The organism is Burkholderia sp. Bp9099, assembly GCF_003857805.1.
Lineage (GTDB): Bacteria > Pseudomonadota > Gammaproteobacteria > Burkholderiales > Burkholderiaceae > Burkholderia.
The window spans coordinates 296,613-316,581 of record NZ_QTPU01000001.1 but is presented as its reverse complement, the minus strand read 5'-3'; the positions used below and the strand labels follow the sequence as shown (position 1 = coordinate 316,581).

Annotated in this window: 18 protein-coding genes and 1 pseudogene; 7 read left to right on the top strand and 12 right to left on the bottom strand. The window is 69.1% G+C overall.

Annotated elements, in window-relative coordinates; all coding sequences use genetic code 11:
• Positions 1-67 precede the first annotated feature (67 nt).
• The 3 genes from DIE17_RS01395 to DIE17_RS01385 all read left to right on the top strand — a co-directional run bounded on the left by DIE17_RS01395 (position 68) and on the right by DIE17_RS01385 (position 1,654).
• A complete protein-coding gene (locus DIE17_RS01395) occupies positions 68-316 on the top strand; it encodes a hypothetical protein (protein ID WP_124519570.1) in 249 nt (82 codons plus the stop codon).
• Between the two features lie 343 nt (positions 317-659).
• On the top strand, positions 660-1,091 hold the full coding sequence (locus DIE17_RS01390; protein WP_044843097.1) for a CBS domain-containing protein: 432 nt from the start codon (positions 660-662) through the stop codon (positions 1,089-1,091).
• A 62-nt stretch (positions 1,092-1,153) separates the two neighbouring features.
• Positions 1,154-1,654, top strand: a complete 501-nt coding sequence (locus DIE17_RS01385; protein WP_124484847.1) for a PRC-barrel domain-containing protein — start codon at positions 1,154-1,156, stop codon at positions 1,652-1,654.
• A 34-nt stretch (positions 1,655-1,688) separates the two neighbouring features.
• Here the strand turns inward: DIE17_RS01385 and DIE17_RS01380 are convergent, their stop codons facing one another.
• Both DIE17_RS01380 and DIE17_RS01375 read right to left on the bottom strand, forming a co-directional pair.
• Positions 1,689-2,333, bottom strand: coding sequence for a DUF4142 domain-containing protein (locus tag DIE17_RS01380; RefSeq protein WP_124920582.1), 645 nt, complete (start codon positions 2,331-2,333; stop codon positions 1,689-1,691).
• A gap of 378 nt (positions 2,334-2,711) precedes the next feature.
• A complete protein-coding gene (locus tag DIE17_RS01375; RefSeq protein ID WP_124920581.1) occupies positions 2,712-4,679 on the bottom strand; it encodes an ATP-binding protein in 1,968 nt (655 codons plus the stop codon).
• Positions 4,680-5,059: 380 nt separating this feature from the next.
• On the opposite strand from DIE17_RS01375, the gene DIE17_RS01370 reads away from it, so the two are divergent.
• Complete coding sequence (locus tag DIE17_RS01370) at positions 5,060-6,097, top strand: sigma-54-dependent Fis family transcriptional regulator (protein ID WP_124920580.1); 1,038 nt, start codon at positions 5,060-5,062, stop codon at positions 6,095-6,097.
• A 44-nt stretch (positions 6,098-6,141) separates the two neighbouring features.
• Here the strand turns inward: DIE17_RS01370 and DIE17_RS01365 are convergent, their stop codons facing one another.
• Together DIE17_RS01365 and DIE17_RS01360 are read right to left on the bottom strand one after the other, a co-directional pair.
• On the bottom strand, positions 6,142-7,941 hold the full coding sequence (locus DIE17_RS01365) for a methyl-accepting chemotaxis protein (RefSeq protein WP_124484850.1): 1,800 nt from the start codon (positions 7,939-7,941) through the stop codon (positions 6,142-6,144).
• Between the two features lie 244 nt (positions 7,942-8,185).
• Positions 8,186-8,440 carry a DUF3562 domain-containing protein gene (locus tag DIE17_RS01360; RefSeq protein WP_124484851.1) on the bottom strand — a complete coding sequence of 85 codons (255 nt, stop codon included), beginning with the start codon at positions 8,438-8,440 and terminating at the stop codon, positions 8,186-8,188.
• Positions 8,441-9,038: 598 nt separating this feature from the next.
• Between DIE17_RS01360 and DIE17_RS01355 the strand changes: the two genes are divergently transcribed.
• Positions 9,039-9,449 (top strand): hypothetical protein, encoded by a 411-nt coding sequence (locus DIE17_RS01355; protein WP_124920579.1) that lies wholly within the window; start codon positions 9,039-9,041, stop codon positions 9,447-9,449.
• Positions 9,450-9,968: 519 nt separating this feature from the next.
• On the opposite strand, the gene DIE17_RS01350 is transcribed toward DIE17_RS01355, so the two are convergent.
• The 6 genes and pseudogenes from DIE17_RS01350 to DIE17_RS01325 all read right to left on the bottom strand — a co-directional run bounded on the left by DIE17_RS01350 (position 9,969) and on the right by DIE17_RS01325 (position 15,530).
• Complete coding sequence (locus tag DIE17_RS01350; protein WP_124920578.1) at positions 9,969-10,904, bottom strand: universal stress protein; 936 nt, start codon at positions 10,902-10,904, stop codon at positions 9,969-9,971.
• 259 nt (positions 10,905-11,163) lie between these two features.
• Positions 11,164-11,433 (bottom strand): annotated as a pseudogene (locus tag DIE17_RS01345) (amino acid permease); the annotation flags it as partial.
• Positions 11,434-11,645: 212 nt separating this feature from the next.
• Positions 11,646-12,848, bottom strand: a complete 1,203-nt coding sequence (locus tag DIE17_RS01340; RefSeq protein WP_124920577.1) for an MFS transporter — start codon at positions 12,846-12,848, stop codon at positions 11,646-11,648.
• 141 nt (positions 12,849-12,989) lie between these two features.
• The gene (locus tag DIE17_RS01335) at positions 12,990-14,015 is read right to left on the bottom strand and encodes a DedA family protein/thiosulfate sulfurtransferase GlpE (RefSeq protein ID WP_124519578.1); all 1,026 of its coding nucleotides are present in this window, start codon (positions 14,013-14,015) and stop codon (positions 12,990-12,992) included.
• Positions 14,016-14,203: 188 nt separating this feature from the next.
• Positions 14,204-14,710, bottom strand: coding sequence for a cupin domain-containing protein (locus tag DIE17_RS01330; protein WP_124920576.1), 507 nt, complete (start codon positions 14,708-14,710; stop codon positions 14,204-14,206).
• Between the two features lie 349 nt (positions 14,711-15,059).
• A complete protein-coding gene (locus tag DIE17_RS01325) occupies positions 15,060-15,530 on the bottom strand; it encodes a universal stress protein (protein WP_124484858.1) in 471 nt (156 codons plus the stop codon).
• A gap of 390 nt (positions 15,531-15,920) precedes the next feature.
• Between DIE17_RS01325 and DIE17_RS01320 the strand changes: the two genes are divergently transcribed.
• Positions 15,921-17,963: a PAS domain S-box protein gene (locus tag DIE17_RS01320; protein ID WP_124920575.1), complete on the top strand. Its 2,043-nt coding sequence runs from the start codon at positions 15,921-15,923 to the stop codon at positions 17,961-17,963.
• On the top strand, positions 17,960-18,607 hold the full coding sequence (locus DIE17_RS01315; RefSeq protein ID WP_124484860.1) for a response regulator transcription factor: 648 nt from the start codon (positions 17,960-17,962) through the stop codon (positions 18,605-18,607). Before DIE17_RS01320 ends, DIE17_RS01315 begins: the two co-directional genes overlap by 4 nt.
• A gap of 69 nt (positions 18,608-18,676) precedes the next feature.
• Here the strand turns inward: DIE17_RS01315 and DIE17_RS01310 are convergent, their stop codons facing one another.
• Both DIE17_RS01310 and DIE17_RS01305 read right to left on the bottom strand, forming a co-directional pair.
• Positions 18,677-19,081: a lysozyme inhibitor LprI family protein gene (locus DIE17_RS01310; protein ID WP_124920574.1), complete on the bottom strand. Its 405-nt coding sequence runs from the start codon at positions 19,079-19,081 to the stop codon at positions 18,677-18,679.
• A 281-nt stretch (positions 19,082-19,362) separates the two neighbouring features.
• Entirely contained in the window at positions 19,363-19,692 is a 330-nt protein-coding gene (locus tag DIE17_RS01305) for a DUF4148 domain-containing protein (RefSeq protein ID WP_124484862.1), read from the bottom strand.
• Positions 19,693-19,969: the final 277 nt, after the last annotated feature.

Sequence of the window (19,969 nt, the reverse complement as noted above, 5' to 3'; positions counted from 1 at the left end):
GCGTCATGCCGCCCGCGCTGCGCGGGTACGGTGCTTGCACCCCTCGTACCCATAAGGAGGTTCGATCATGACCGCATCCGCCCCCGGTAGCCGAGACGCCGTGTCACCGGCTGCCAGCCCGCTCTCCCTGGCCACGTCGCGCAAGCCGTCCGACGACAAGACGGAAGAGCGCATCGACGAAGGGCTCGAGGAGACGTTCCCGGCCAGCGATCCGCCCGCCGTCGGCGGTGCGACCCGCATCGACCCCGCCAGGCCGTCCGGCGAACGCGAACGTCGCGCGCCCGACGCCCCGCCACCGCCCCGCGATCACGGCTGACGGCGGCACCCCGGCCCGCGATGCGCGGCAGCGTAGCGTCGCCCGGCCGGCCCAACCGGAGTGAAGTGATGAAACGCATCGAACGTGCATGGCACGAAGTCAGCGGCGCCGCAGGCGTCGCGGCGCTCGCCGCGATCGAGAGTGCGCTGGTCCTCGCAATCGTCGTGATGACGGGCGTCGGCCACTGAGCGTCGCTCGCGGCCGGGCCGCGGCTGCCGCCGTGGAAGATGTACAAGCCGGCTGGCAAATTTCTCCGTGGCCCGGCCGCCCAGGCCCGGCCTGTGCCGATTGAACGCGGCACGCGTTCTGCTTCCATGTCGTCTCGTTCACGAAGGAGGCGTTCATGTATCGCGTCAATGAAATCATGTCGCGCGACGTGGTCTGCGTCGCGCCGACCGACACGATTCGCCATGCGGCCGAATTGATGCAGCGCTTCGACATCGGCGTGCTGCCGGTCTGCGACGACACCGGGCTCGTCGCGATCGTGACGGACCGCGACCTCGCAGTGCGAGCGCTGTCGCACGGGCATTCGTCCGATACCCCGGTGAAGGTGGTCGCATCCGCGCCGGTGCAGTGGTGCGTGGAAGATGACGGCGTCGGCGACGTCCAGCAGCGGATGGCCGACGTGCAGTTGCACCGGATGCCGGTGCTCGACGCCAATCACCAGATCGTCGGCATCGTGTCGCTGGGCGACATCGCGACACGCGCGGGCGGCCCGGCGCGCGACGAGCTGGCGAACACGCTCGAGGACGTGTCCCTGCCGCGCCGCCGCTGACCGCGGCCCTCACCCGGCCCGCGCGCCGTGTGCGCCGCGCCGCTTCGACCAGGAGAACAGCGATGACAACGGACAGACCGTCGCGCACGCAGGCGCGCATCGTCGGCGACCGCGGCCGTTCGGCCGGCGGGCCGGGGCCGGACGTGATGGCCGCCAGCACGCTGGAAGACGATCGCGTGCTGACGCTGGACGGCGACGACATCGGCAAGATCACGAACATCATGCTCGATATCCGCTCGGGCCGGATCGCGTATGCGGTCGTGTCGTCGGGCGGGTTGCTCGGGATCGGCGACAAGCTGCTCGCGGTGCCGTGGAACGTGCTGACGCTCGACGCCGGGCGCCGCTGCTTCGTGCTGCCCGTTTCGACCGAGCGCGTGCGCGACGCGCCCGGCTTCGAGAAAGACCGCTGGCCGACGATGGCCGATCCCGCCTGGGCCGAGGGGCTGCACGCGTACTACGGCGCATCGCCGTACTGGCTGATCGAGGAAGGCGAAACGGTACTCGATGCGCCGCCCTTCGAGGCGTCGCCGGAGGGACCGGAAAGCGACACGCGGCCGCACTGACGGACGCGCCGGGGCGCGCGGATCGCCGTGCGGATCAGTGCGCGGCCGCGATCGCACGCTCGAGTGCGCGCGCGGCGCTCAGGTGCGCCTTCAGCGTCGGCAGCGCATTGACCGCGAACGCGCGAAGCTGCGGGTCGTGGCCGTCGCGCGCCTCGGCTGAGTAGAGCCGGATCGCCGCGTCGTGCGCGTTCGGTCCCGCCAGCTCGATGTACCCCTTTTCGAACGCATGGCCACTCTTGCTTCGCAGCGCATTCACCGCCGGATCGACCAGCATCCGCGTCTGCACGGGCAAGCCCTTTTGCGTGCCGAGCCGGCGCAATTCCGCGGTCATGCGAACGTGATCGTCGATCATCCGGCGCGCGAAGGCCTTCACGCGCGGATTCGACGACCGGTCGAGCGCGAGCTTGCTCGCCTGCAGCTCCGTCTTGCCGACGATGCCCGCCTTGTCGATGAATTCGGCGTCGATGCCGCTCGGCCGCCGCGTCATGTCCGCCTCGTCGGCGGTCGCGCCGGGACTGACGACGCCCGGCGCGACCTGAACGGACGATGCCGGCGGCGCCTGCGCATGCGCCGGCGCGAACGCCGGCACGCGCAACACCGCGAGCGCACCCGATCCCAGCAGGCACACGATGGCGGCAACCGCGGTGGCTCGGCGGAGATTCCTGTCGCTCGTTTTCATCCGGACCTCCGTATCGGTCGACGGATCGGCCCTGCCGAACGCGGCAACCGGCCCGTCATGCGGGACGATGCGCGGACGCGGGAAATCGGTCAACGCGCCTTTGCTCCATGCACCCTCGACACGCTCGATCCACAATGCGCCGGTCGCCAGCGTGTGCTCAGCGAACGTCGTGTCACGTGACCTCCCGCGGATCCGCAGCCTATCGCACACACCGCGCGCGCACCGTCGATGTCTTGCACGACCCGAATCGCGGTCGCGCGTCGCCGCTCGTCGGGTACGCCGCCCGTCGACTCGGCCTGCCGCCGGGAGCCGATGCGCCGGGCAAGGTTCGATCCCTTCATCGTGCCGCCTGGCGCGGGATGCGGAGGCCGCCGCGCGTCAGCGATGCCGCTCGGCGCTCGACACGTCGACGATGACGCTGGCCAGCGTCGACATGTCGACCGGCTTGCACAGATACGCGTCGAAGCCGGCGGCCATCACGCGGTTCCGGTCCGCCGCACCCGCATGCGCGGTCACCGCGACGACGGGCAGGCGCCCGCTGCCGTTCGGCAAATGGCGGATGTGGTCGAGCAGCCAGAAGCCGTCGCCGTCCGGCATCGCGAGATCCGACAGCACGACGCTCGGGTGCTGCCGCGCGACCACGTCGAGCGCGTCGCGCCCCGATTGCGCGGTCGACACCTGTGCACCGAGCGTTTCGAGCGCCGCCGCGAGGCTCGCGCGCGACGTCGCATCGTCATCGACCACCAGCACGCGCCGGCCGTCGAGCGCGACCGCCGTCGACGCACCGCTCGGCCGTAACGGCTGGCCGTTCGGCATGTCGGCGCCCCAGTCCACCGGCAGCATCACGGTCACGGTCGTGCCGCGCCCGGCGCCATCGCTCGCAGCCGTCACCTCGCCGCCGTGGAGCCGTGCGATGTTGCGCACGATCGACAGGCCGAGTCCGAGCCCACGCTTGGGCGAGGCCGACGCGCCTTCCGGCCGGTTGAACGTATCGAACAGATGCGGCAGGCGTTCCGCCGAAATGCCTTGGCCGGTATCGGCGACCGACAGCCGCACGCGCGCGCCGACCCGGGTCAGGGACACCTTGATGCTGCCGCCCGGCGGCGTGAACTTGATCGCGTTCGACAGCAGGTTCGACAGCATCTGGCGCACCCGCTCGCCGTCCGCGGAGATCACGCAGTTGGACATCGCGCACGCGATCGACAGTTCGAGACCGTTCGCCTCCGCCGTCGCGCCGAGTTCGCGCACCGCCTCCCGCACGACGCGCACGAGATCGACGGGCGCGCGCTCGAGCCGCATCCGCCCCGTCGCGAGCGACGAGGCGTCGAGCAGGTCGCCGACCATCCGCGACAGCGAGCGTGCGCTGCGGTCGATCGCATCGATCGCCTGGTGAGCGAAGCTCTGGCCGTCGGCGCTGCGCATCACCTCGACCCAGCCGTAGATCACGTTCAGCGGCGTGCGCAGTTCATGCGATACGGTGGCGAGCAGTTCGTCCTTCAGCCGGTTCGACTCGTCGGCCTGCACGCGCGCGTCACGCGCACCGCGTAACGAACGCAGGTTGCGCCGCTCGCTTCGGCGGCGATCGCGCGCTTCGCGCAGCGTCATCGACATGCCGGTGCAGTTGCCTTGCGCGTCGACGATCGGCGCCGCCACGAAGGTCGCGCGAAAGCGGCCGCCGTCGTGGCGCAGGCACAGAATGTCGAGCGGGCCGGCGGGGGCGCGCGCGTTCGCGAACGACGTGGGGACCGGATGCAATCGCAGCCAGCGCGGCGCGATCAGCGTCGTGACGTCGTGGCCGATCACCGCCGCGGCATCGATGCCGAACAGGCGCCGCGCGGCCGGGTTCCAGCTCGTGATCCGCCGGACCGCATCGACGCCGACGATCGCGTCGGGCGACGCATCGACCACACGGCGCAGCAGGATGTCGTCGAGCGAGCGCGCCGCGGGTGCCGGTTCGCGGCGCGGCACGCGTGCGTCGTTTTCCTCCACATCCTCGGCCCCGTGCAGCCGATCGTTTGCGAGCAGCGGCTTGATTACCATCACGAGCACGCATTCGACGAAACCGATCGCGACGAAGGCGCCGGCCTGCGCGAGCAGCGCGGGCAGCGTCACCTCGCGCCAGCCCAACGCGCCGATCACGACCGCGCTCGCGGCGATCGCGGCCAGGCCGCCGCCGAACGACGTCAGCCAGGCCGCAGCCGCAACACCGGCGTAGAAAGGCAGCTGTGCAAACGGTGCATGTACGCCGACGACGTGCATCGCCCACGCCTGCAGCGCGGACGCCACCCCGACGGCCAGCACGACCCATGCGCCCTGCCGGAACAGTTCACGGGTAAGGATCCTCATCGTGTCCCTGCATCGCCCCGGCGACCGTCGCTCGACGGCTCCCGCCTCGGCGGCCGGCATGTGCCGTCGAGCGTTCGGGGGCGAGCCCAAGGGCCGGCGCAACGCGCGTACCCGCGGCACGGCCGCGCGGCGGCTTCGCGGCGCGGCCCGCGCTGCGCGTGCCGCCGCGCCGCATCGCTCGGCCGCCCCGCCGCGTTTGCGCGGAACGCGGGCGCTGCCGACTTGCGATTTTTCATCGGTCGGCTGCAAAAAAGCATCGACACGCGGTGTCGGCTGCCGCCTGTCGGCATCGTGCCCCCGTGATCGCGTATTTCTTCGATCACCGCACCAGACATTGTAAATTTCTAAATCGCGGCACCTTCCGTGCGGTTTCGCTGTCGATGATAGATATTGCAATGAAGGGAACGTGCGGTGCCGATTTTCAAAACGGGCCGCCGACGCTTATGGCTGAATCCGCAAACCGTCCGAAGCAAGGCGCCGACGCGCGCCGGCTGTCCGGCCGCTCCGCGGCGATGCGCACGCTGCTCGGCCGTATCGAGAAAATCGCTCCGACCCGCGCCAGCGTGATGATTGCCGGCGAAAGCGGGGTCGGCAAGGATATCGTCGCGCGCCGGCTGCACGACCTCAGCGCGCGACGCGACGGGCCGTTCGTGCCCGTCAACTGCGGCGCGATTCCGGCGGACATCGCCGAAGCGCAATTGTTCGGTCACGAAAAAGGCAGCTTCACCGGCGCGATCGCGCAACGGGAGGGGTTTTTCGAAGCCGCGTGCGGCGGCACGCTGTTGCTCGACGAGATCGCGGAGATGCCCGCGTCGCTGCAGGTGAAGCTGCTGCGGGCGCTCGAATCGAACACGATCATGCGGGTCGGCGGCACCGACTCGATTCCACTCGACGTGCGCATCGTGTCGGCGACCCGCCACAATCCAGCCGATGCCGTGCGCGACGGCCGGCTGCGCGAGGACCTGTTCTACCGCCTCGCCGCGTTCGCGCTGTATGTGCCGCCGCTGCGCCAGCGCAGCGGCGACGTCGAGGCGATCGCGCATGAGTTCGTCGATGCGCTCAACGCGCGGCACCGCTCGCACAAGCGGCTGACCGACGCGGCGATCGCCGCGCTGCGCGCCTATTCGTGGCCGGGCAACGTGCGCGAGCTGCACAACACGATCGAGCGCGCGTACATCCTCGCGGACGACGGCATCGACGTCGCGTTGCCGAGGCCGGCAGCGCCGCCCGACCACACGTCGGACGACGCGATGGCGCTGCCGCTCGGCGCGACGCTGCACCATGCGCAGCAACGTTTCATCGCGGCGACGCTGCAGCACTTCGACGGCAACAAGCCGCAAGCCGCGAAAGCGCTCGGCATCAGCCTGAAGACGCTCTACAACCGGCTCGCGCTGATGCGCGACGACGGCCGCCCCTGAGCGCCGCCGCGCGCCGCGGCGCGCCCTGCGTCAACCGGCGCAGGTCATGCGACCTTGAACTGCCCGACCGTCGTCGCGAGCGCGTTCGCCTGCGTCTGCAGCGCGGTCGCGGCCGCGGTCGACTGTTCGACGAGCGCCGCGTTCTGCTGCACCATTTCGTCGAGCTGGGTGACCGCGCGGTTCACTTCCTGGATGCCGCGCGTCTGCTCGTTCGCCGCGTGCGTGATCTCGGAGATGATCGTCGTCACGTTGGCGACGTTCGACACGATCTCGCGCATCGTCTCGCCGGCCTGGCGCACCTGCCCCGACCCGGCCGACACGCTCGCCACCGTCGATTCGACCAGCACCTTCACCTCGCGCGCGGCCTGCGCGCTGCGTTGCGCGAGACTGCGCACCTCCTGCGCGACGACCGCGAAACCGCGGCCCTGCTCGCCGGCACGCGCCGCTTCGACGGCCGCGTTCAGCGCTAGGATGTTGGTCTGGAACGCGATCCCGTCGATCACGCCGATGATGTCGCCGATCCGGCCCGACGCTTCCTCGATCTTCTCCATCGTCGACACGACGTCCGATACGACCACGCCGCCGTGCGACGCGATCCGCGACGCCGCGGCCGCGCGTTCGTCGGCCTGGCCGGCAGCGGCCGCCGACTGGCCGACCGTCGCGGTGATTTCTTCCATCGACGCGGCCGTTTCCTCGAGGCTCGCCGCCGCCGATTCGGTGCGCGACGACAGGTCCTGGTTGCCCGCGGCGATTTCGTTCGCGGCCGTGCGCACCGATTCGCTCGCGTCGCGGATCTGCCGCATCACGTCGTTCAGCTTGTCGACGAAGCTGTTGAACGAGCGCGCGATATCGGCCACCTCGTCGCGGCCGTCGGCCGGCAGGCGCTGCGTCAGGTCGCCCGTGCCCGAGCCGATCGACGCCATCGCCTGACGCACCTGAGACAGGCGGCGGAACGCGGTCGTCGTGATCGCGCCGACGATCAGCGACGCGACGCCGACGATCACCACCAGCGTGATCAGCGACGCGGTCAGCAGCGAGCGCATCCCGGCCGTCGCTTCCGATTTGTCGAGCAGGACCAGTGCGTACCAGTCAGTGCCCGGCACCGCTTGCGCGCGCACCAGCTTCGCGTCGCCGCCGACGTGCACTTCGACCGGCGCGCTCGACGCCGCCAGCGTCGCGGCGCCGATGCCGCCGAGGTCGGGCGACACGTCGGCGACCGGCTTCAGCGTGAGCTTCGCGTCAGGATGCGCGACGACGTGGCCGCTGCTGTCGATCAACATCCCGAAGCTCGCGGGCGTCGGGTGGATCGACTTCACGTTCGCGATCACGCTGTCCATCGCGACGTCGGCGGCGACGACGCCCTTCAGCGCACCGTCGCGCAGGATCGGCACCGCGAACGTGACGACCAGGTTGCCGGTGCCCGCATCGACGTACGGCGGCGTGACGACCGGCTTGCCGGCCTGGGCGGCCTGCTTGTACCACGGACGGCCGGTCGGGTCGTAGTCGGGCGGAATGCCGGTCGGGTCGGAGAAATGGAACACCTTGTCGGCATAGCCCGCGTAGACGTTCGTGAAGCCGCCCGCCGCGGCCATCTGCTTGAACACCGGCAGCGGATCGGGCGACAGCGCGGCGTCCTGCAACGACGCGATCATCCGGCTTTTCGTCGCGACCCAGTCGCCGATGCCGACCACGTGGCCGCTCGCGACGGAGGTCAGGTTGCGGTCTATCGCGTCGTTGTTGTACGCGCGTGCGATGAAGTAATTGATCAGCGTGGTGGCGACGAGCGCGAACACGACGATGGCGACGCACGCGGCAAGGATGCGGGTGCGGATGGACGAGAACATGGCAACGACTCGGTAAGGGAGCGCGAACGCCCGGTGGACGAATTCACCGGGTATACGGCATCCGCGCCGCTTACTTGAGGCCGTTGTGTCGATTCGGTCAAATATATGAAGAAAGGCGCGACCGGCAGGCAGGCGCGTTGTCGGCATGCAGGCGTGCAGCGGTGCCGGTGCCGGAGGCGCGCGCGGCGCTCAGGGGCCTTCCGCTGTCATGAGGCACCGCGGCGCCGGTCGCGCCGATCGTCCCTTACAGACGGCGGCCGGTACGCGTATCCGGCTCGTCGCGCGGCGTACTGGCCGGCGTGTCGCGCTCGAGTTCGTCCTGCCTGCGCATCCGTTCGCGCAGGTGGCGGATCGCGAACACGTGGATGTAATCGTGCACGCGGGCATCGGACGACAACGCTCGCACTTCATCGTCGAGCATCGTGCGCAACTGATCGGCGCCGATCGCGCGCTCTGCGGCGACGGCCTTCAAGGCATCAAGCAAATTGTCCTGTGACATCGACGGGCTCCTGACGGTCGAGGAACGAAAGGAAAACATGACGCTATCGGAAGATTAAAGGCTGGACAGCCGCCCGGCGTACGATGCGCCGAAGCGTGGTTGCGCGCGATCAACGGCACCTTGCGTGCCGCCGCGCCGATCCGTTGCCGAACCGGCCCGCGCGCAGGATTCGCGGCGCCCAGGGCCCGCGAACGACTGGAAGGATTGTCACGCCACCCCGAGGCGCGGCACCGTGCGACCGCTCGGACGATGAACCGTCGCGCGATGCCGATGCAGTGTGGGACCTTAGACCCGCGAAAGTCCTGCGTCAAGCGACGCGCGACGGCCGCGATTCGTCTGTTCGAATGCACCGGATCGGGGCGCCGCACATCGCGCCTGCCCGCCTGCCCGCCTCGCGCCGCAGCGGCGGCTCGCCGGTCCGACGTGTCAGCGGATTCCGATACCTCGCACGCAACGTCTGACAGCGACTTCAGCACGCACCGATTGGCAGCGCGGTCTCCGCGGCGGATACTGATGTCATGAACGACGCGTTCATACCCGGTCATCGCTCAGCCGGCCCTCGAGCCGGCACGCGGGGTCGGGCGCAGGGAGACCCATCATGATTCATCGCAACTTCCCGGCGCGGGACGGACATCGGCGCACGCGCATGCTGGCCACGACCGCCGTGCCGCCCGCAATACGCCCGCCGGAAGATCTCGACGCGTTGCTCGCACTCGCGCGCGAATCGGGCTTGCTCGTCACGCTCGACGGGCAGATCGGCCGCGAAAAGTACCAGAGCGTCGCGGGATCGGTGCTCGCGCTGCAGCGGTTCGCCGCGGCGCTCCGCGCGCGGGCCGGTGCCGGCGCAACGGTCGTCGTGAGGCAGCGCCGCAAGACGCGCCCCGGCTGGCCGCGGCTGCGCAATCGCACGCCTGGCGGACGAGGCCGACTGCATGGCGTGCGTCGCGGTGCATGCGTATGCCGCGACGCGCACCGCCAGCGCGACCTGCGAGCGCCTCGCGCCGCGTAAAGGCCTGAACGCGGGGCCTTCACGCAGCCGACGCCGCACGCGGCCGCGTGAAGGCTGCGGCATCGCGCCGGACGCGCAGCGCATGCCGCGATCCACACCGAATCCGCGATCGCGCGATCGCGTGGCATCACGCGCCGTTCCACACGGCGACATCGACGAAGACAATACCTGCGAGGAAAAGAGTCAGCACGGGGCCAGGAAAGCGGACGGGGTGCAATGCACCCCGTCCGTTATCCAAGGCAGCCGCCGGCTGCCTACCCTCGTGCCAGAGAGTTCGTGATCGGCCGATGCGCGATGCGCTGCGCGGCACGGCTCCGGAAATCGGCTGAATCGCAACGGCGTCGGACATGCGCCGGTTCGCGCGGTTCCGGACCGACGTGTCGAATCGCGGCGTCGGGTACGGACGACGGACCATCCGCCGCATGCACACGCACCTCGTGCGACTATCTCATGCAAAACGCGCGACGTTTCTGATGCAGGTCAATGAAAGTCCGCTTCGCATTCGTCGCAGCGCAATCCTCACCCGGCCTCGCGCACGAGCAGCACCGGCACCTGCGCGAGATGCGCGACCCGGCGCGCCACGCTGCCGATCAGCCAGGCCGCGATGCCGCGCCGGCCGTGCGTGCCGACCACCAGCAGTTCCGCATGCCAGTGCACCGCGTCGCGCATCAGCGCATGGGCGACGTCGTCGCTGGTCGGACGGGTTTCGACGATGCCGCGCTTGGTCGGGTTCCCCGTTGCATGGAACAGCGGACCGATCCGCGCCAGCGCATCCTCGCCCTCCGCGCGATACGCATCCTCGAGCGCGCGCACCGGCACGAGATCCGTCAGACGCACCGCGCGATCGACGACATAGGCCGCGTACAGCAGCGTCGTCGGCACCGCGAAGCCGAGCCCGACGCGCACCGCGTGCAGCGACGGCTCGCTGCCGTCGACCGCGAACATCAGGCGCTGCAGCGGCCCGTCCGACGGCCGCACATAGTCGGCGGGCACGATCAGCAGCGCGCAGCGCGCGCGCGCGGCCAGCGTGTCGGACACCGCCCCCTCGACGAGCCGCAGCAGCCCATGGTGCGGATTGGCGCCGACCACGAGCACGTCGGCGTGCCATGCCGACGTGTCGTTCGCGAGCGCATCGGCCACCGTGCCGCCCGTGAGCGACGTATCGATGATCATCTGCTCGATCCCCACGCCGCTGCCGGCGAACAGTTCCGCGATGCGTTCGAGCGTCGCCTGAGCTTCACGCGTCATCTCCTCGCGCGCGGAGGTCAGCAGCGCGTCGACGCGCGGGATGTCGGGCAGCACGAGACGCGGATTGTCGATTGCGCAGACGATGCGCACCTGCATGCCGGGACGCAGCAGCGTGCGCGTGTAGCGCGCGGCGGACAGCGACTCCGGCGTCAGATCGACGGCCAGCGAGATCCGCGCGAGCGGCGGGATGGTCGGGGTGGACTGCATGGCGAAAGCCTCCTTGCGGACGCGTCGTCGCGAACGACGACCGGAGCTTCGCGCAGGCAGCGGCGAACGACGAACGGCGGACGGACGGCCGACGCGGTCGCGCGGATCGGCGGACGGCCACGCGAAGCGCGGACAAGCGATTCAGACAGCATATGTCGTCCGGCCCGCACGTGCATGATCGCGATCAATACCCGTGCGGGCCGCGATGCGCCGCGCACGCCTGTGCGGCGCGCGGCGCGGCGACTTTCGGCCGCTTGGCTTACGACTTCGTCGACGCGGGCGCGCTCGCCCGGTTCGCATGGAACACCGCGTATGCGATGCCGAGCAGCACGATCCAGACCGGGCCGATCACGAGCGCGACGCGCGTATCCGGCGAGAACGCCATCAGCACGACGACCAGCGCGAGAAACCCGAGTGCGACGAACGAGCCGAGCGGATAGAACGGCACGCGGATCGGCAGGCGCGCGATCCTGTCGGCCGACAGCGTGCGGCGAAAGCGCATCTGCGCGATCAGGATCACGCACCACGTTTACTTCGATAACGGCCGGACTGTCGACCCTGTCGACACCCGTCAGGCTCGATCCGGTCGATGCAGCGAGATTACGATCACCCCGCATCCGGGTTCGAGCGCCTGCCCCGCCCCGGTCACGATCACGTCCGGGAATGCAGCGACTTCATCTCGCACCGCGCCGAACACCGGTTTCGCGTCGCCAGCGCCGTACTCCTTGCGGCACCGCCGCGTCAGTCCGAAACGCGCGCAGTCGATCGCGGCCGGCCGGCGCCAACGGCAATGACCGCGCCACCGAGTATTGCCATGCCGATCGAGGTCAGCGTCACGACGAGCGCAACGCGCCCGTGACCGGAGAAGAGCCCCACAAGCAGCCCGGCAAGCGGCTGCGTCGCGTTATTCAGCAGGACGATGACGCCCGTCGTCTTGCCATAGTCCCGAGGGGGAATGATGGCCTGCCGGGCGCTGCGTATGTACACGTTGAACATCTTGTCGAAACCGATGACCAAAAGGAAACCGGCGACGTACATCGCAATCGAGCCGGCCATGCCCATCGCGAGACCGCCAGCCGCGATCGCGACGAATGCGACGATGCCGAGCCGCTCGCGCGCTACCTCGATACGCGCGACGAACAGCAGGATCGCGACTGTCGCGACGGCACCCGTGATCTGCAGTCCGGCATAGAAATCGCCGGACTGCCGAAACGCACCGGTGACCATCGCAGCCGACGTCGCAAGTGTCGTCCCGATCACGAGGTTTTCCGCCGCTGCGAGCAGGATCAGCCGCAACAGCCCCGGCAGCGTGACGACATGCTTCAGCGCCACACCGAACGGTGCATACCACGGCCCCACCGAGCGTTCCGGAGGCGCAACGCGTGCCGTGCTGGTCCGTTGCCAGACGAATGCCAGCAAATCCGCCGAGACAAACAGCAGCGCCGCGGAAGCGACAGCCCACTCCCAGTCGCGATACCCAAGCAGCGCCGCCGCGACGATCGGTCCAAGCACGACGCCCAGCTGATCGGCGAGCTGCGTATAGGACAACACTTTTTCGAAGCGCTGCTGCGGAAAGATCTGCGGCAGCAACACCTCACGAGCGACGAGACCTTGGCTCGTGAGTGCGCCGCATACGGCGGACAATGCGATCAGCCATCCGATTCCGCTCCAGGCGACATAGCCGGCGATGCCGATCACGCAAGCGACGGCCCGGCTGGTCTGGCTCGCTCGCAGCACGCGGATCGGTGACACACGGTCGCTCAGTGCGCCACAGACCGGAAAGGCGATGAATCGCGGGAACGCCTCGACGAAAAAGGCGAGCCCGGACCACGTCGCTTTCCGAGTGACCTGAAAGACGACGAGCGGCACCAGAAAGAGCAGCATCTGGTCTGCGAGCCGCGACAAAAAGAAAGAACCCAGAAAGGCCGGCTGATCGACGCGCATCCCGCGTATGCCCCTGCAGATTTATTCCACCTTCACGACGTGTTGGCAAAGGGACTGATCCGCTTGGGCTGTTCGGGACCACACACGAATTGGGTGCACGCTTCGGACACTTTCCGTCATGAACGGAATCCCGCGCACGACTCACTTCGACAACGTCGCGCGCACCGTATATTCGCCTGCGAGCGCCGCATGTTCCGGCCGCACGAAATACCTCGATGAATCGAGATCGGCCGGCAGCGGCTCGACCGGATAGCCGTGCTTCTCCCACGCGTCGAGGCCGCCCTTCAGCGCCTTGATGTTGTGCAGCATCTTCTTGCGCTGCATCTTCGCGATCAGGCGCTTCGCGGTCGCCTCGTTCGGGCACACGCAATACACGACGATCGGCCGCTTCAGCAGTTCCGGATCCAGCAGGTCCGGCGAATCGAGATCGACCGGCACCGCACCGGCAATCCGGTACGGCTCGCGTTCGCGAATCGCGCGCGGCCGCGCATCGAAGATCAGCGGCGGCTCGTTCGACGTCATCATCTCGACGAGTTGCGGCGGGGAGATGCGCACTTGCGCGAGGTAGCGGCGGAACTGCACGCGGCGCACCCAGCGGTACAGCAGGAACGTGATGAAGATCGCGAGGAACGCGTCGAGGATCGTGCCGCCGCTCGCGCGCACCCACAGCACGAACTGGACGATCTGGTCGTGCACGGCCGCGCCGCCGATGAGCCAGAACGCGGCCCACAGCGACGCGCCGGCCAGATCCCAGAACAGGAACACGCCGACGCCGATCGCGGTCGTGCCGAGCAGCGGCGCCGACACGAGGCCGAGGCCCGGCAGGAATTTGGAGAGGACGAGCAGCGGCGCGCCGTATCTTTCGAATACATTACGCGCGAAGCGCAGCGTCGTGTCGAGCGACAGCGAGAATCGCACGAGCCCGTTCAGCAAGCGCCGACCGCGCGTGCGGCCCATGAAGAACCACAGCGAATCGGCGAGCATCGCCGCGCCGATCGCCGCCACGAACATGCTCGCCCAGGACGCCTGCCCCATCGCCGCCATCGTACCGCCGAGGATCAGCATCGGCACGGCCGGCACCGGCACGCCGAGCTGCGTGATCAGTACGCTCGCGAACACGGCCCACGGGCCGAGCGACGAGGGAATCGCGATGGGAAAGTGCCACACGGCGGCGCTCCTGGAAGACATGCGGACCGTGCGACGGGGGCGGCCGTCGATACGGCAAGCAGCGATCGCCACGGCACGTCCGCGGCCGATCCTGCACCACCGTGCATTCTAAACGGGTTTGGCCGCGGCCGCGCGGAACGGCTGCCGTCGAAGGCGGCTCGGTGCGGCCGGCATGGCCGCCGGCGCACTCACGCGTCGGAGCGCTGCGCGAGCCCCGCGACGTATTCCGCATACTCGGGGAATGCGGCGGCCAGCGCCGTCGCGTCCGCGAGTTCGAATTCCGCAAACTCGAACCCCGGCGCAACCGTGCAGCCGACGAGCGCGACGTGCTCCGGCGAGGCGCAGCGCGCGCCGAACCAGCGCCCGGCCGGCACGACCGCCTGGAATACGGTGCCCGGGTGCGTGAGCGGGTTGCCGAGCCGGTGGATCGTCAGGCCGTCGCGCTCGTCGAGCACCCATACTTCGAGCGGATCGCCCGCGTAGAAATGCCAGACCTCGTCGGAACGGATCCGGTGCCACGATGAATACGCGCCGTCGCACAACAGGTAGTAGATCGCGGTCGACGCCGCACGCGAGGCGCCGTCGGCCGGACGCACGACCGTATCGGCCGCGCGGTAGGTTTCGCGGAAATAGCCGCCCTCGGGGTGCGGTTGCAGATCGAACTGTTGAATCACGTCGGCGGCGGAGATCGGCATGGCGGATGACGTCGATGAAGGAGTGAACCGGACACGCAACGCGCGGCCCGTCCGATCGACGATGCGATCGACCGGCGTCGCGTGCTGCTGCGTCGATCGCCGCGGCCATGCACGCGGCGACCGGGTCGCGCGCGGAACGCGGCGCGCGACGATGAAGCGAACGCCGGTCGATGCTGCCAGAAGTGCAGGCCACGATGCAACCGGCGCGACGTGACACCGCCGTTGCGGCGCAGCGTATGCGCGGCATGGCGATCGATGCAACCGGCGCACCGTCGAACCCACATCACGCCGGCGCCCGCGCGGCAGCCCCTGCCCGCCGCCGCTCACGCGTCGGTGCCGTACCGCCCCGTCACGCGGTCGCCGCCGCGGCCGGCTCGTCGTGCCGCACCAGCAGCACGGGCCGGTCGGCCGCGCGCAGCAGCGATTCCGCGACACTGCCGAGCAGCAGCCGGCGCAGGCCGTGGCGCCCGCTCGTCCCCATCACGATCAGATCCGCGCCGACCTCGGCCGCCGTGCGCATCAGCACCGCGGCAACATCCTCGCCGTACGCGTCGATCGCGCGCACGGTGCCCGCCACTTGCCGCTGCGCGAGCGCCGCTTTCGCGTCGTCGAGCACGGGTGTCGCCGCAGCGGTTGCCGCCGCGTCGCCATCGCGTTCGGCCGCAAATCCCGCATCGACGTCGACGAGCTGCGGCCGGTGCTCGACGACATACGCGCACGTGACCTCGCCGCCGGATGCCGCCGCGATCCGGATTGCCTCGTTCAGCGCGAGACGCGCACTCGGGCTGCCATCGAGCCCGACGAAAATCCGCTTGTACATGGTCCACCCTCCGACCGGGCACCCGTCGCGCATCGCGCATACGGCGTCCCCGTCACCGCAAGCCGGCCCGATGCCGGCTCGCCTGCCGAACAGTCTGCCCCACGTGCCGACGCGCCCGTTGACGCGCGTCAAATGCGGCCGGGACGCCCGCTACACCGCCCGGCTATCTCATTTTTAGCTGACCCTATTACAAAAAACGCGTAAAACGCGCACAATTTCATCTTGAAAATAGACGTCGCACGCGGCCGGTGCGAGTTTTTCCCGGTTTTTCCCGGTTTTGCCGCGCTGCCCGCGTGCCACGGGCGGCCCCGACACCAGAATGGCCATCGAATGACCACCGCCAGTGGAACCCCGTCGCGTGACGCCCGAGGGCCCGCGCGTTTCCAGATCATGTTACGCCAGCCGCTCGCGGCTGGCGTCGTTACGCTGTTCGCCGGCGCGGCGCTGTCGCTCGGCGTCGCGCTGCTCGTGCGCGAGCAGTGGCAAGGCGCCGTCCATACGCGCTTCGAACGCCGCACGACGCACGTGACGGCGATGCTGCGCCACGAGCTGCAAGGCAGCGTCGCCGTGCTCGAAAGCGCGCGCGGCGCATTCGCGCTTGCGCCGCAGATCACCGCCGAACAATGGCGCCGGTATGCCGACACGCTCGATCTCGACAGCGGGCGCTCTCCGATCCGGCAGCTTGGCTATGCGCCGCTGTCGACCGCGGCGCGCAGCGCCCTCGCCGGCCACGCGCCGATGCCGGCCGGCCCGCTCGCGGTGGCCACGCTCGTTGCGCCGGCATCGAGCTCGGCCGGCGTGCGCTTCGGCGCGCCGGACCAGGCTCCGCTGGCGCACGCGCTGCGGACCGGCGATATCGCGCTCGGCATCCATCCGGCCGACAACGATACGTCCCGCGATGCGCGCACCCTCACGCTGTTCGTCCCCGCGACGGCTTCGTCGCGCACGGCCGTCGCCCATGACGCCGGCGCGGACGGCGTGCTGTTCGCGGAAGTGAGCCCGAATCGCCTGGTCGAGCGCGCGCTCGACGCGGAACGCGGGCTCGACCTTCGGATGAGCGCGGGCGACGATCCGCACCCGATCGCGAGCGCCGAGACGACGACCGACGAAGCCTCCGCGTCACCCGACCTGATGCGGCGCACCGACCAGCTGAATTTCGGCGGAACCGTGCTGAAGCTCGCCTATTCCGCGGACGGCCGACCGAGCGCGACCGGCGCGCAGCGCGCGGCCGGCACGGTGCTCGCCGCGGGGCTGATCGCGTCGTTCGCGTTCGCGGCGCTCGTCCATGCGCTGCTGCGCGGCCGCGCCGGCCACGCCGATACGGGTGCCAGCAGCCGCGGCATCCTGAACGAGGCGCGGATGATGGGCATCATCCGTTCGTCGATGGAAGCGATCATCACGATCGACGAGAAGCAGACGGTGGTGATCTTCAACCCGATGGCCGAACAGGTCTTCGGCGTGTCGGCGATGGAAGCGATCGGCGCGCCGCTGTCGCGCTTCATCCCCGAGCGGTTTCGTGCCGCGCATGCGAAGCACGTCGACCAGTTCGGCGTGACGGGCGTGTCCGAGCGGCAGATGGGCCGCCAGCGCGTGCTGTTCGGGCTGCGCGGCAACGGCGAGGAGTTCCCGATCGAGGCGTCGATCTCGCAGATCCGCGATGCGTCGGGCAAGCTCTATACGGTGATGCTGCGCGACATCACCGAGCGGCAGCGCGCCGAGAATGCGCTGAAGCAGTCGCGCCAGGAGCTGCGCGAACTCTCGGCGAACCTGCAGAACGTGCGCGAGGAGGAAAAAACCCGCATCGCGCGCGAACTGCACGACGACCTCGGCCAGCAACTCACCGCGCTGAAGATGGACCTGTCGGTCATCGAGCAGCAACTGCGCACGCCAGAGCATGCGCAACCCGAAGTCGGCGTGCTGTCGCACCTGCAGGGCATGCGCCGGCTGATCGACGCGACCGTCGCGTCGGTGCGGCGCATCGCGGCCGACCTGCGCCCCGTGATGCTCGACGATCTCGGCCTCGTGCCGGCGATCGAGTGGCTCGCGAACGACTTCACGAACCGCTACGGCATCGACGTCGAGCGCCACATCGAAACGGGCGGCCTCACGTTCACCAGCGCGGGGGCGACCACGCTGTTCCGGATCGTCCAGGAAGCGCTGACGAATGTCGCGCGCCATGCGGACGCGACGCGCGTCGCGCTGCGCCTCGACATCGAGGAAGGCTTCTGCGTGCTGCGCGTCGCGGACAACGGCCGCGGCGCGGCACCGGTCGGCACCGCCCACGAGGACAAATCTTTCGGCCTGATCGGCATTCGCGAACGCGCACACATGCTGGGCGGCAGCGTGACGATCGACACCGCGCTCGCGCGCGGCTTCTCGATTACCGTCGCATTCCCGCTCGGTTCCGTACAACAGGAAACCACCCTCACATGATCAAGGTGCTCATCGCCGACGACCATACGCTCGTGCGCGACGGTCTGCGGCACATCCTCCAGAACGCCACCGGATTCGAAGTGGCCGGCGAAGCATGCGACGGAGCGTCGACGATCGCGCTCATCCGGTCGACGCCTGCGCAGGTGCTGGTGCTCGACCTGTCGATGCCGGGCCGCAACGGCGTCGAACTGATCAAGCAGATCAAGGACGAGAAGCCCGCGCTGCGCGTGCTCGTGCTGACCATGCACGCGGAACAGCAATACGCGGTGCGTGCGTTCCGCGCCGGAGCGTCGGGTTATCTGACCAAGGAAAGCGCGAGCGCCGAACTGGTCGGCGCGGTGACCAAGGTGGCGTCGGGCGGCGTCTACGTGAGCCTCGCGATGGCCGAACAGTTCGCGCAGAGCCTGAACGAGCCGGCCGAGACGCTGCCGCACCAGCGGCTGTCCGATCGCGAGTTCGACGTGTTCCGCCGCATCGCCGCCGGGCAGACGCTGACCGAGATCGCGCAGGCGCTGTGCGTCAGCGCGAAGACGGTCAGCACCTACAAGACCCGGATCCTGGAAAAGATGCAGATGCCGCACGAAGCGGCGCTGGTCCGCTACGCGCTGCGGCACAAGCTGCTCGACGAAACGGACGACGTCTAGGCGAACGGGCCGGCGAACCATGCCGGCCGCGCGACGTGCGCTATAAGCTGGCCGGACGTCGCGCAGCCGTTACTTCGCCGGCACCGGGCACGCGAGATCGCCTTCCTCGCAGGACAGATAGCCCTTCAGCGTCTCGGTGCGGGTCTTGGTCAGATCGTCGAGGCAGGTCGACACGACCATCGGATAGGCGCTGCCGCCTTCGGCATTCGCGCTGGAGAAGTTGCATTCGGCATCGCGGTAGGCGATCCACGCGCGCTGCGCGTTCACGAGTTTCTCTGCGAGCGGCTTCGCATCGCGCAGGCGCGCGGTGACAGCCTGGTAGGTGCGGTTCAGCTCCGCGTCGGATTTCTTGTACGCGCGATCGGCACATGCCGTCATCGCCGCCTGATCCGTCGCGTCCGCGCAATTCGCCTGTGCGTGGGCAAGGTCCGCCGTCAGCGCCAGCGCGCACAGCAGACCGGTCAAGACACGCATGGATGCTCCTGTTTGTTTTCGTTGAAGTCGTGGAACGTGATGCCGGGCTTGCCGCCGCGCCTCGGCGCGCGGCGTCGCAGGCCGGCCGGCGCTACCCCATTCGCCGCGGCTGCGGCTACGGTAGCGTGGCGATGCCGACCGGGATGCTAGCGCACGCGCGGCGGATTGTCAGCCGGCGCCACGCTTGGCCGCGCACGCAAAAAAGCCCGCGCTCGACATGAGTGCGGGCTTTTCGATACGGCTTTGCCGGCGGCCCGGAGGCCGCGCGGTGAACGGCTTGCTCAGTGACCGAAGTACACCGACGAACGATCGGCTGCGGCCGGCACGGTCACGCGCTGGCCCGACTGCGACGTCGCCGCCGGGTTCGCGCCGTAGCCCGTTGCATCAGCCTGCGCACCGGTGTTCTGGGCTGCCGCGATCTTCGCCTGTGCGGCCTGGATGTTTTCCGGATAGTTGATCCAGTCGTTCGGGTTGTAGCCGGCCTTTTCCAGCTGGGCCAGTTCGGCACGCACTTGCGCGCGCGTCAGCGGCTGCTGGTTCGATTGAGCGAACGAGACGACCGGTGCGGCCACCAGAGCGGCCAGTGCAACTGCCTTGATCAGCGATTTCATGATGCGTTACCTCCAGATTTGTCTTGTCAGGCGCTTCGGACTGGGTAGTCGTTGCGCATGAGTGAAAGTCTAGGCGGCACGGTTATCAGGGTAAATACTTAAATCGCAAATTCACTGTTGACCGAAACCGTACAATTGCCGCGCATTCGATCGAATCATCAGATGATTATGACCGCATCCGCAGCCAATAGGCTCTGCGCGCTCTCGCCCGGCTCGCGCGGTGCGGATCGATTCACCGGGCCGTGGACGACCGCCCAGCGGTTGCACGTTTGCCCCG